Source organism: Gardnerella sp. DNF01180P, assembly GCF_049244205.1.
Taxonomy (GTDB): Bacteria; Actinomycetota; Actinomycetes; order Actinomycetales; family Bifidobacteriaceae; genus Bifidobacterium; species Bifidobacterium swidsinskii.
On record NZ_CP058386.1, the window covers coordinates 1,087,239 to 1,100,433 of the forward strand.

Sequence of the window (13,195 nt, forward strand, 5' to 3'; positions counted from 1 at the left end):
AAAATCTACGAAAAGAAATATACACTATGAAATTCGACTACCCTGCTGAGCTTCCTATTTGCGCAGCACACGACGAAATAATAGAAGCAATTAAGTCTTCACAAGTCGTGATTGTTTCCGGACAGACTGGCTCCGGTAAAACTACGCAAATCCCAAAAATGGTGCTTGAGCTTGGAAGAGGCGGAAGAGGTAAGCAAATCGTGCACACTCAGCCTCGCCGTTTAGCTGCACGCACTGTTGCTGAGCGAATCGCAAGCGAAATGGAAGTAAAACTAGGCGAAGAAATCGGCTATCAAGTGCGATTTACCGACGAAAGTTCACCTAAAACAAAGCTTCGAATTGTTACTGACGGTATTTTACTTGCGCAAATTCAGCGAGATCCTCTTCTTACTAAATACGACACGATTATTATTGACGAAGCTCACGAACGCAGTCTTAACATTGACTTTTTGCTAGGATATTTAACGACTTTACTTCCGCAAAGACGCGATTTGAAGCTGATTATTACTTCAGCAACAATAGATTCTGCAAAATTCCGTGAACATTTTGAGCAAGCTTTACACATAAAAGTTCCTGTTATTGAAGTTTCTGGACGCACTTACCCTGTGCGAGTTCTTTATGAGCCGCTTGGATCCGCGCCTTCACTTATGCAACACGTCCCCGGCTTTGCAGACATAACAATGGATGAGGAAACTGTTGCAGAAAGCCAATCTAACGAAAATAATCGAGACGATATTACAGATGAAGATATGACATCTGCAGTAACTCGCGCATGTGCTCAATTAGTGATTCATTCAAACCACGAGCAAGGCGCGCGCGACATTATGGTTTTCGCTTCTGGCGAGCGCGATATTCGAGAGTTTGAAGCAGGATTACGCTCATATTTTGGCACTCGAGCAAGTGATATGAAGCGAGCTGATGCTATTGAAATAGTGCCGCTTTTTGCGCGTCTTTCTGCAAAAGATCAGCATCGAGTATTTGAACATCACTCTCATCAACGCATTGTTATTGCTACGAATGTTGCTGAAACTTCTCTTACTGTGCCTGGTATTCGATACGTTGTCGATCCTGGTTTTGCGAGAATTAGCAGATATTCTAAGTCTGCAAAAGTGCAAAGGCTTCCTATAGAGCCGATTTCTCAAGCGAGCGCAGATCAACGTTCTGGACGATGTGGACGTATTGCAGATGGTATTGCAATACGCTTGTACTCGCGCGAAGATTACGAAACTCGACCTCGTTTTACCGATCCTGAGATTCTTCGCACTTCGCTTGGAGCAGTAGTATTACACATGCTTTCAGTAGGCGTTGCTAAAACTGGCGAAGATATTACAAATTTCGGTTTTATTGACCCTCCTGATATGAAAGCAGTAAGCGACGGCTTTAATGAGCTTAACGAGCTTGGTGCAATAAGTAGAAAATCAGGTTTCATCACTTTAACTCATATTGGCCGCGAGCTTTCTAAATTGCCGATTGATATTCGACTAGGACGAATGATTGTTGAAGCAGCGCGAAAAACTACTCCAAATACTCTTGCTGCAGTGCTTGTAATTGTTGCATTCTTAAGTTTGCAAGATCCTCGCGAGCGCCCCGAAGAACAGCGTGAAGAAGCGGATAGACTTCATAATCGTTATGCGGATGAAACAAGCGATTTCTTAACTGCTTTAAATATTTGGGATTATATTTTCCAAGCAGACGGAAATATGAGCAATAATGCTCTTCGCAAACTTTGTAAAGCGGAATTCTTCCACTTTTTGCGTTTAAAACAGTGGAAAGATTTAGTTAATCAACTTCAAGACTTGTGTAAAGAGTTGCATTATAAAGTTGGCGAGCCTATTCCATCTAAAAGAGTATCTTTGGAAATTCGTCAGCTTCCTAATAATCAACAGGCTGCTCACAGCTTGTGCTGCTCTTGGGATTCGCAAGGAATACACTCGTCGATGCTTGCAGGATTGCTTTCTATGTTGGGAATGCAAGTAGTGCGTGAACCAAAAGCTTCAGATTTTGCTAATTTGCATGGATCAGCAAAAATTCGAGCTATGAAACGCGCTCAAAAAATGGCTAAAAACGACTATCAAGGCGCACGCGGAGGAAGATTCGCAATATTCCCAGCTTCATCTGTTTCGAAAACAACTCCTTCATGGGTTATGTGTACGCAATTAGTTGAAACATCTAGACTTTGGGCAAGATATTGCGCACAAGTCGATCCTGCTTGGGCCGAGCCTCTTGCTAAAAATCTTACTAGAATCACGTATTCTGACGCTCATTGGAGTGCTTCTAAAGGTGCTGCTGTAGCAAAATCTAAAGTATTACTATACGGATTGCCTATTGTTCAAGATCGCACAGTTCAATGGACTAGAGTTAATCCTTACGAAGCCCGAATGATTATGATTCGTCAAGGCTTAGTTGAAGCAGATGTGCAACAGCGTTTTGCACACGATGAGTTTATTTTAAATAATCACAATGTGCTTGAAGACGCAGATAATCAAGCAAATCGCACTCGTCAAATAAGCGAAACTGTAAACGACGAAGATTTATTTACTTTTTACGACACTCGCATTCCTCAAGAAGCAACTACTATTGCAGCTCTTGCAAAATGGTGGAAAGATAACCGCGAAGAAAATCCACACAAGTTAGACTTTAATCCCGATGAAGTTGAACGTTTACAAACTACGCAAAGTACTGATTTAGCTGACTATCCTGACCATTGGGATACAGTTGGTACAGATGGTCAGATTATAAAGTTGCGTTTAAGTTATGTGTATGATCCGGCTAATCCTTTGGACGGCGTAACTGTGCATGTGCCGCTTTACGTACTTTCGCGCTTAACTCCTGAAGAATTTACTTGGAATGTTCCAGGTTTATTAGATGAGCTTATTATTGGCATGATTAAATCTTTGCCTAAAGCTCTACGAGTACAGTTTGTTCCAGCTCCTGATACTGCTCAAAAAATTCGCTCTTGGATTGACGAACATTACGACGAGCTTCCTGGGACTGGAGAAACAGAAAGCAATATAAAAAGCGAATGGCAAGATTTTAGAGAAGTTTTCACTAAAGCTGCAATTTGTGTAATTGGAGCGCAAATACATCCTGAAGTTTTCGACGACGAGCAAATAAGCAGACTCTCACCATACTTGCGCATGACGTTTAGCGTTGAAGAGAGAAAAGCTAACGAAAGTCGCAATAAACCTGCAGGTCGTAACAAGTACTCTAATCGCGTAAAACCTACAATTCTTGGAACAGATAAGTCATTAATTGCATTGCAAAAACGCTTTGCAAAAGAAGCTCAAGAATCTGCGCGAGCGGTTGTAAATCGTAAAGCAAGTAAAGCAGCTCAAGCTGGAAACGTTGTAGAAAGAGCTGATTTATTGCACAAATCAGGCGCTACAAATCTTTCGCGCGCGCAAATGGTATGGCAGGGTGCGCTAAACATGTTGCATTTAGACAATAAGCGTATTACTTCTCGCTGGCTTGGCGCTGAATCTTTAATGCTCGCATCTGCACCTTATTCAACTTCTAACGCTTTAGCAGAAGACTTGCAAATGGCTGCAGTAAAACGACTAATTGCGAACACAGATAATATTACTGACGACAATTTATTACGCGAAACTGTTGCCAACATTTCCGAAATATACGAGGATACGGTATACGATGTAGCTCACGATGTGATTGCTATATTAAAGCGTGATGCGGAAGTTAGTAAAGCTGTTTCTGGCAAAGCAGATTTGCCTTTGCTTTCAGTGTTGCAATCAATCCGCGAACACACTGCAAGTCTTGTATACGAAGGGTTTATTGCCAAAACTCCATCTGATTCTCTGCCTCGTATTGAACGCTACTTGCATGCAGACGTGATTCGTCTTACTAAAGCTAAGGCAGACAAAAACCGTGACGTACGTTGGGCTTGGCAGGCAGATGAAGCACATAAGCTTGTAGTAAAAGCTCAAGAAGACGCTCAGAAAATCCCATCAGGACCAGCACATGACGAGTCACAAATAATCGCTGAGAAATTACGTTGGATGTGCGAAGAATTCTATGTATCTCTTTGGGCGCAAGAATTGGGAACTGCATATCCGATTAGCATACAACGCATGCGAAAGATGATTGACGGAAGGTGAAAGCTGTTTCGCATATATGCATATATTTTTTCTTAGCGCTTGCAATGTTGTAAACAATATTGCTCATAACGTTGCAAACAAACTTTATTTGCACAGTTGCTAAGCTATTGCCAATTATAATTCTATTGCTTTTGCTTTTACTATTATTTTGGTCTTATTCTTGATCTTCGTTTACTTCAATTGCATTGCTTTCTTTAGTAATAAAGTTTCTGAATGTAAATACGATAATTCCTAATAATGCAACAGCAGCACACATAAGAGATATGTTTGCAAATCCAGACGAAATACCAGAAGCACCCGTTATAGAATTTCCACTCAGCATATTTTTATCTAATATTCCGTCAAAAATTACTACACCAACAGACGCAGAAACACTAATAACTAAATCATTCATTCCGCACCCTCTGCCAGATTCTTCAACTGGAAGAGATGAAAGAATTGTTGAGGCCAGTGGAGAATACACCATTCCACAACCTGCATAATAAATGCATGCACACAAAGCTATAGCCAAGAATCCAGAATTTATTAATACTGCAATACCAATCCATCCGCAAAGTATAAACAATATTGCTAATAATAAACCTGTTTTTCTTCCTATACGACTAATTATTAAGCCTGAGCATGAACCGAATATTGCAGCAACAATAAAAGCCCAAACTAAATAAGAAGCTACTTGTGAAGTAGTCATGTTATACAAAGTTTTTCCAACTCTATTGAACAGTGGGCTTATGCAATAATTTGTGAAGTATATTATGCCCATCAAAATTATGCCAGAAAGCCAACGAATATTTTTAAAGAAAGCTGGTGTAACAAACGGCTCTTTAGCTTTACTAATGTAAATACCAAAAATTATAAACAATATAATTGCTGAAATAAGCATCAACAAGTTTCTGTATGAAATGAACAATGTAAGAGATGCAACAGCAAATCCAAAGACTGTAAAACCAACAACATCAATTTTTTTACCATTGCCGTTTTTTGTTGGTAAATAATGCAATAATGCCGGCAATATTAGAATAGTTAATGCTGGAATTAAGAATAAATATTGCCAAGCAATAGAGCTTAACAATCCCGCTGAAAACACTCCAATACATGCAGAAAGCTGGTACGATGCTGTAAATAATCCGAAGAAGATAACTTTCAAATCATTTCGCAAATATTTTGTTGCAATTACTAAGAATGATGAACCTGCTACTTGTTCACCAGTTGTTTGCATAATACGAGCAGCAATAACTGTCCACAAATTTGGCTCAAAACAAGAATTAGCTACAAATCCAAAAACTGAGCCTATAAACAAAGATGTTAATCCAATAGTTACTAGCTTTTTTAATGACACAAAGTCGCCTAAAGAACCGTAAATAAAGCATACAATTCCTAAAATAATGCCAGGTAAACCAGTTATAAGAGACGCTTGATCAACAGCTTTCACATCTATACCAACTTGTTTATAAACAAGATTGAAACCTTGCAAGCACAAGGTGCTAATAACAAATGTAATAAGCAGTAGTATTAACGCACGAACAGCAACCTTATCGCGCTTTTCTGGGTCATCATAAGGATCCACAGAAGAACAATCAAATCGTTTAGTCCCAATCATCACCGTCTTACTCCCCTACAACAGCCTAATAATTCCAAATATTTATGCAGAAAACTACTGCAAATAAATCAATCTGCTCTAACAATCTAAAGTTAATCGCAACAAATTCTTCGCGCGTAGCTACTCAATCGGATAATTCTACAGTTTGATAGTTACAATCAACAATAAAAGTTAGGAACAATTTTAAAAAATAATCACAATAATAAAATGATTCGCATATCACTTATAATGTAACAAGCTAAGTAGGAGGAAACATGGTGCAGAGAAGAAAGAAACATGATTCTATTCATGTCAACCTAAATAGTGAACATAATAGTGGTGCTCATCACAATAAAAACAACAGTTCATTAAAGCATAAGTTTTACTCCAATAAAATTTTACGAAACATTATTATTGCTGTCATAGGCATTGCTATTATCATTCCTGTTGTTCAGTGGATACGTTGGGAACAGACTGTTTCTAATCTTCGCAACAAACAAGAACAACTTGTGTCACGCTTTGATTTTAATCCAGGCAATATTATTTCTGATTCTCAATTTTTTGACGATAACGCAATGAGTAAAGACGAAGTACGCAATTTTATACGCAAAAAAGGAGCAAAATGCACTGGTAAAAATTGCTTAAAAAATGCGTACTTTAATACTCACACTATTCCTGCCGATTCACTATGCTCAAAGTATCAAAGTGTAAGCAAAGAATCTTCTGCAGACATAATATACAAATCAGCAAAAGCATGTCATATCAGTCAACGAGTATTACTTACCATGCTGCAAAAAGAACAACATCTTGTAACAGACACTAATCCTAGCGATTTCCAATACAAATCAGCTATGGGATTAGATTGTCCAGATGATTCTCATTGCAACCCACGTTTTGCAGGATTCTTTAAACAAGTAATTGGTTCCGCAAGAAGATATAGATATTATCTTCTTCATAACGATCAATATAACTACCACCCTAACACGATTAACACAATTCAATATTCGCCAAATAAATCATGCGGATCTAGCAATGTTTATATCGAAAATAAGGCTACTGCATTGCTTTATATCTATACTCCTTATCAGCCAAATATAGAATCGTTAAAAGCTGGATACGGCGAAGGAAATTCGTGCTCAGCATATGGAAATCGCAACTTTTCATTGATTTACTCTGCTTGGTTCGGAGATCCTCGCAAATAATATTCGTTAGATCGACATAGGAATACAATCTCGGTGTATAAGCGTCGAGGTATACTTGAACGCCTAATTTTGGCACAATTTGTTAAAGATTACAAATTGACTGCTTCTATATTTAACAAAAACAACAAAGACTCACTTACTACAGATTTAATTTTTAATGCGAAAGTTGATGATGATTTTGTTCGAGGCAGAGAATCATGGTGGAAAGACGTACTAAAAAGTGATGTTTTTGGCTATAACGACAATTAATTTAAATAATCATTAGAAATAAGCTTCACCAATACAATATCAAAAGATTAGTATTCAGCGCATGAAAAAACTATGTTAGCGTAAAAACTATGTTAGTTTAAAAATGCGCGGCATAAGACTACAAAAAAGTGGTCACTATCCACGCAGCCAAAGATGACTGCAAGATAGTGACCACTAACATATTGAGTAAATAATAATTACTCTTTAACCATAAGGCTACGAGCAATGTAAACTACTAAGCCAATAAAGGCTACAATAGCGCCCATCATAAGCAAGTTAGAATAACCTGCACCTAAGCCTTGGATTCCAGCAAAAGAGAATCCTTTTAGCAAGTTTCCGCCAAAGAAACCGCTGAAAATGGAAATACCGATTGATGCTGTAACATTCATAACTAAATCGTTCATACCGCATCCACGACCCGATTCTTCAACAGGCAATGCGCTAAGAACCGTTGAAACGATTGGCGAATACATAAGTCCGCAACCAGCGTAGTAGACGCATGCGCACAAAGTTAGAACAAGGAATCCGCAATTGATGAATACAGCAGCTCCAACCCATCCAAGAATCATAAGAACAGCAGCTATAATAATGCCAGCTTTACGTCCAATAAAACCGATAATTGTTCCAGAGCATGTTCCAAACACTGCTGCTACAACGAATGCCCATACAAGGTAGGAAGAAACTGCCTCAGTGCTCATATGATACAAAGCACCGCCAATCACATTGTAAATTGGAGGCATGCAATAGTTAGTAAAGTAGAAGATGAATATTAAGACAATGCCCGAAAGCCAACGCTTATTCTTAAAGAATGCAGGAGTTACAAACGGGTTCTTTGCCTTCATAATATAGCCAGCAAACACAACAAACAGCACGATGGATCCAAGCAACAATCCCCATGCCTTGTACGAGAAGAACAAAGTCAGCAATGCAACAGCAATACCAAACACTGTAAAGCCGAGCTTATCTATCTTCCCACCAATACCATTCTTTGTAGGCAAGCACTTAACAAGAACTGGCAAGAACAGAATAGTAATTGCAGGAATCAAGAACAAATACTGCCAAGCAATAGAGCTAAGAGCACCAGCAGCAAAAACGCCAATAGAAGCAGAAAGCTGATAAGCAGCAGTAAAGAGTCCAAAGAAAATTACCTTAAGATCGTTGCGCAAATACTTAGTTGCAATAACAAGGAAGGAAGAACCTGCTACCTGCTCGCCAGCTGTTTGTAAAATACGCGCAATAATAACAGTCCACAAGTTTGGAGTGAAGAAGAAGTTTGCAATAAAACCAAACAACGATCCAACAAACAGTGTTACAAGTCCGATTGTTATGAGTCTACGAAGCGACACAAAGTCACCCAAAGAACCGTAAATAAAGCACACAATGCCTAAAACAATAATTGGCAAACTCGTAATAAGAGAAGCTTGATCAGGCGCGCCAACAGCTTTACCAATCTGATCGAATACCAGATTAAATCCTTGCAAACACAATGTTCCAAGAATAAAGGTTATAAGAAGTAAAATTAGCGAGTAAATCGCCACTTTGTCGCGGGTTTTTGGATCCTCGTATGGGTCTACCGCGCTAGATTTTGCAATCTCAGTCATAATAATCCAATCAATTAATATTTTTAGTTTTTACATTGGCAAATAAGACACGTCGCATATTGCGGAAAATGTTGCGATTTGCGGCGTGTCGAACAACAAAAAGCGGAGTTAAAACGGAATTAAAAACGCGTAAAATCCACACTCATCCAGCGATTTTTGCCAAGCCAGAAATGCGCGTCATAAACTCGTTCAAGAATCGTGGAACATCAACGCCAACAGCAACTTGCATTGTCTTAACAGGGTCATTCAAGCGCGTAACATCACCAATTGTGCGTCCACGAGTTGGGCCTTCAACATCAACTTGCATATTGATTGGAAGCGTTGTAACAAGCGTTGGGTCAACAGCAACTGCAACAGCCAACGGATCGTGCAAACCGCAGCCACCAAGGTGCGGAGCTGTTGTCTCATATGCCTTAATGTAAAAATCGGTCATATCTGCAAGGAACTTGCCAGCATTTGTGCCAAGGTCACGCCACTGCTTTGTCTCCTTATAAGTAAGCAAAGTCTGTAATGTAACATCCAAGCCAACCATTGTTACTGGAGCGCCAGAGCGGAAGAGTACATCTGCAGCATCTGGATCTTGAGATATATTCGCCTCAGTCCAAGCGTTTACGTTTCCATGAATGGTAAGCGCGCCGCCCATAAGAACAATCTTGCCAATCTCATCTTTGATTTCTGGAGCCTTATGCAATGCAGCAGCAATATTTGTCATAGGACCAGTTGGAACATAAATAAGATCCTTGCCATAAGTCTTAACTGCATCAATTATGAAATCAACAGCTGGCTCAGACTCAGCTTCACGCTTTGAATCTGGAATAACAACATCGCCAATACCATTGTCACCGTGAATGAATGCAGAAATAGGCAGAACTTCAAACGAATCTTTCTTGCTCGCATGCGGCAAACCACGATACACTTTAACTTCTGGATGTCCAAATAAATCTGTTAAAGCAAGAGCATTACGAACGCCCTGTTCCATTAAAACGTTGCCATACGTACCAGTAATACCGATCAGCTCAACCTCAGGGCTACCAAGAGCATAAGAAATTGCTAAGGTATCATCAACACCAGTATCCAAATCAAGAATAAGCTTCTTCATGTGAACTACCTTTCTGATTACAAACTCACTACATCAACAGTGATGCAGTAAGCCATTCTGTTTATTTCTAAGTTGCAACAAACTAGTAGGCGTCAACCTCATCGTTTTATGCTTCACAACTCAAGAATTCTATCTCTCTATAATTCAAAATCAACCCTTATAAACATATGTTTAGATTATATTTTTGCGGCAAAATAAAACGCAATTATTCGCTAAGCTTTTAGCTTGTTTTAATTTAGATTACAACACGAAATAAATCAGTGGTTTATGCCTCGAGATACACTTAAATGCCTAAAAATTGGCTTTGATTTGGCTGCAGATTTTACGAAGAATGGAAGCGTATGTCTACCTATTCCTCACAACTTAGCGAAGAACAACAAGCTGTTGACCGAGCTTATAGCCGTCTAGATGATTTGCGTAATACTATTCGCGCGCGCTTAGACGCTGTGCGCGCGTCAGGTTCGCACGGTTCACCAACACAGCGCACAGAGCGCGACTCATTCGCAACCATGTACGAAGATCGTCTTACACAATTACGAGCTGTTGAAGATCGTCTTGTTTTTGGAAGACTTGATAACACAGAAGGCATTAGGCGATACATTGGTCGCATTGGTTTGCTTAGCGAAAACCATGATCCTATTCTTACAGATTGGCGCGCTGAAGCTGCACGACCTTTTTATGAGGCAACCCCTTCGCATCATGGCGATATTGTTATGCGTCGTCATATTACACTCCGTTTCAGAGACGTTATTGGTGTTGAAGATGAAGTACTTGACATACATTCTGATGAAATAGGAAAAGCTTCACAACAAGGTACTCTTACTGGTGAAGGAGCACTGCTCGCATCTTTAGGTTCTCGCAGAACCGGCAAAATGACTGATATTGTTGCCACTATTCAAGCAGAACAAGATCGAATTATTCGCGCTCCTCTTGATCACACTATTGTTGTACAGGGAGGTCCTGGCACAGGAAAAACAGCTGTTGCTTTGCACAGAGCAGCCTATTTGTTATACACTCACAGGCGCAAACTTGAGCGTTCAGGAGTTCTTATTGTTGGTCCAAGTTCGGCATTCTTGCGTTATATTGATCAAGTACTCCCTTCTCTTGGTGAAACAGGTGTAGTAAGTAGAACTATTTCCGACTTAATTCCTGGAATTTGTGCTACAGATGAAGATTCTCCATACGCAGCAAAATTAAAAGGAATGTATCGTATGCGAACAGTTATTGCGAATGCAATTGCCGCTCGTATTCGCGTTCCTAAAAATCTTCCAACAATTCATGTTGGAGGATTTAGTATTCCTCTTCTAAAAGAAGATATTGAGATAGCTCAATCAGATGCTCAACGGACTCACCAGCCGCATAACCAGGCACGAAATACTTTTATAAAAACCGTGCTCAGCATATTGAAAAATCGTTATTTGGAAAAACTTGATTATGTTCCAGATCAAGCTGAATTAAACGATATAACTTCTCAACTTCGTCTTGACGATAAACTGCGCATTACTTTAAATCTTGCATGGTTACCTATGACTGGAGAATGGCTCATTGACCAACTTTTTGCTAAACCTGACAAATTACGCACATACGCACCTTGGTTGAGCGACGAAGACATTAACTCACTTACTAGACCAAAGGGCAGCCCGCTTACTCGTTCTGATATTCCATTACTTGATGAAGCTATGGAATTGCTCGGTCCTGATCCAAAACTTGACGCTCAAAGATCTGCAGCACAAGCAAAAAAACTTGAAGAACAACAATTTGCAGCTGACACTTTAGCACAAGCTGGTATTGGAAATGGCATAGTAACTGCTGATATGCTTCTTGATAATCTGCAAGGCGACGATGCAGGAATGCTTGCCCGTAAAGCAGCTTCTGACCGCGAGTGGACATATGGTCACGTAGTTGTCGATGAAGCTCAAGAGCTTACAGCAATGGATTGGAGAATGCTTATTCGTCGTTGTCCTTCACGCTCCTTTACTATTGTTGGCGATGTTGCACAAACTTCTGCGCTCGGAGGAACTCACAGATGGCAGAAGAATATGAATTCTCTATTTGGAGAACCAAATTGGGATCTTTACGAGTTAACAATTAATTATCGAAATCCTAGTGAAGTTTCTGAAGCAGCAAGCAAAGTTGCAACAGATTCAGGATTATACATTTCTACTGTTCATGCAGTTCGCTCAGTACCTGATTCACTCGTATCACAAACGGTTGAATCACAAGATGAACTCGATACTGCACTTGCAGAATCTTGTATAAAACTATTCGAAAAATTTGTCTCTGATGATGGTAGTGGTCGTATTGCAATCATTACTCCTAACAGTATAGTTAGCCATGCTAAAAAGGTTGTAAATCAAGCATTAGAACATGCATTACCTGAAAAATTATGGAATCAGTTAAACAAACAAAATGCCGATGATTGCCAATGCAGCGTTTGCACAGCTGAGGAAGTAAAAGGTCTTGAATATGACGCTGTCATAGTGTTGCAACCTTCTCAAATTGAGCAGGAAGCAGCATCTAGACTAACTGCTGCAGCCAATCTATATGTTGCAATGACTAGACCAACTCAAAAATTGCATATAATACGCACTGCAGATGACGCAAATTTTGAGAAATAGAACTCAAAATAATGCAAAAGCGCAGGGAATAGATATTCTGTAACAATAATCGATAAAATTATTATTTTTCTGTTTTACTACGCTTTAAATCTTCAATGGCATGTTCAAAATCTTCAAGACCTGCGAAGTTTTGGTACACACTTGCAAAACGAAGATATGCAACTTCATCTAATTCACGCAATGGCTTAAGAATAGCTTTGCCAACTTCTTCAGATGTAACTTGCGCTAAACCTCGTGCTCGCAAATCAGCTTCTACTCGCATACCAATTGTCTTTAACGCTTCAGCATTAATGGGACGTCCTTGACATGCTTTGCTAACACCGGCAACAACTTTTGCCCGATCAAAAGGTTCAATAGAGCCTGAACGCTTCATTACAAGCAACTGAGTTGTTTCCACCGTAGTAAATCGATTACCACAAACTTGGCATTCACGTCTACGGCGAATAGAGTAACCATCTTCACTGATACGAGTATCTATAACTTTCGTATCAGAATTCTTACAAAAAGGACAATGCATATATTCAGCATACTAAAAAATAGCGAAAAACTACATAATATTATTCACTTTATTCAAATATTTCCGAATATTATACGATTTTATTGTCCATAATCCGAAATACTCCATAAAACACACTGAATATTACATCATCATTTTCAGTAAAACTTAGCTCATCAGTTTCAATCTCAAATATAGTAATATTTTCCCTTCTCATATTTCCCCCATTTTCATACTATTTG

8 protein-coding genes are annotated in these 13,195 nt (G+C 39.3%); 4 read left to right on the forward strand and 4 right to left on the reverse strand.

From position 1 onward, the window contains the following. Positions 1–26 precede the first annotated feature (26 nt). A complete protein-coding gene (hrpA, locus tag HXT40_RS04200; protein ID WP_421777169.1) occupies positions 27–4,112 on the forward strand; it encodes an ATP-dependent RNA helicase HrpA in 4,086 nt (1,361 codons plus the stop codon). Between the two features lie 154 nt (positions 4,113–4,266). Here hrpA and HXT40_RS04205 read toward each other — a convergent pair whose 3' ends face one another. After that, complete coding sequence (locus tag HXT40_RS04205) at positions 4,267–5,709, reverse strand: MFS transporter (protein WP_421777170.1); 1,443 nt, start codon at positions 5,707–5,709, stop codon at positions 4,267–4,269. Between the two features lie 254 nt (positions 5,710–5,963). Between HXT40_RS04205 and HXT40_RS04210 the strand changes: the two genes are divergently transcribed. Then, positions 5,964–6,890, forward strand: coding sequence for a hemagglutinin (locus HXT40_RS04210; protein ID WP_410310476.1), 927 nt, complete (start codon positions 5,964–5,966; stop codon positions 6,888–6,890). Between the two features lie 69 nt (positions 6,891–6,959). Beyond that, positions 6,960–7,139 carry a hypothetical protein gene (locus HXT40_RS04215; RefSeq protein WP_116773866.1) on the forward strand — a complete coding sequence of 60 codons (180 nt, stop codon included), beginning with the start codon at positions 6,960–6,962 and terminating at the stop codon, positions 7,137–7,139. Between the two features lie 197 nt (positions 7,140–7,336). On the opposite strand, the gene HXT40_RS04220 is transcribed toward HXT40_RS04215, so the two are convergent. Both HXT40_RS04220 and HXT40_RS04225 read right to left on the reverse strand, forming a co-directional pair. Beyond that, positions 7,337–8,740, reverse strand: a complete 1,404-nt coding sequence (locus HXT40_RS04220; protein ID WP_102704975.1) for an MFS transporter — start codon at positions 8,738–8,740, stop codon at positions 7,337–7,339. A 142-nt stretch (positions 8,741–8,882) separates the two neighbouring features. Next, complete coding sequence (locus HXT40_RS04225) at positions 8,883–9,839, reverse strand: nucleoside hydrolase (protein WP_410310477.1); 957 nt, start codon at positions 9,837–9,839, stop codon at positions 8,883–8,885. A 341-nt stretch (positions 9,840–10,180) separates the two neighbouring features. Between HXT40_RS04225 and HXT40_RS04230 the strand changes: the two genes are divergently transcribed. After that, positions 10,181–12,457 carry a HelD family protein gene (locus HXT40_RS04230; RefSeq protein WP_410310478.1) on the forward strand — a complete coding sequence of 759 codons (2,277 nt, stop codon included), beginning with the start codon at positions 10,181–10,183 and terminating at the stop codon, positions 12,455–12,457. 61 nt (positions 12,458–12,518) lie between these two features. Here HXT40_RS04230 and nrdR read toward each other — a convergent pair whose 3' ends face one another. Next, positions 12,519–12,974, reverse strand: coding sequence for a transcriptional regulator NrdR (nrdR, locus tag HXT40_RS04235; protein WP_012914031.1), 456 nt, complete (start codon positions 12,972–12,974; stop codon positions 12,519–12,521). Between the last annotated feature and the right edge of the window lie 221 nt (positions 12,975–13,195).

Excerpts from the sequence above, each read along its gene's own strand:
- hrpA (WP_421777169.1), top strand. The coding sequence starts at position 27 with ATGAAATTCGACTACCCTGCTGAGCTTCCTATTTGCGCAGCACACGAC.
- nrdR (WP_012914031.1), bottom strand. The coding sequence starts at position 12,974 with ATGCATTGTCCTTTTTGTAAGAATTCTGATACGAAAGTTATAGATACT.
- HXT40_RS04230 (WP_410310478.1), top strand. The coding sequence starts at position 10,181 with ATGTCTACCTATTCCTCACAACTTAGCGAAGAACAACAAGCTGTTGAC.
- HXT40_RS04210 (WP_410310476.1), top strand. The coding sequence starts at position 5,964 with ATGGTGCAGAGAAGAAAGAAACATGATTCTATTCATGTCAACCTAAAT.
- HXT40_RS04225 (WP_410310477.1), bottom strand. The coding sequence starts at position 9,839 with ATGAAGAAGCTTATTCTTGATTTGGATACTGGTGTTGATGATACCTTA.
- HXT40_RS04205 (WP_421777170.1), bottom strand. The coding sequence starts at position 5,709 with ATGATTGGGACTAAACGATTTGATTGTTCTTCTGTGGATCCTTATGAT.
- HXT40_RS04220 (WP_102704975.1), bottom strand. The coding sequence starts at position 8,740 with ATGACTGAGATTGCAAAATCTAGCGCGGTAGACCCATACGAGGATCCA.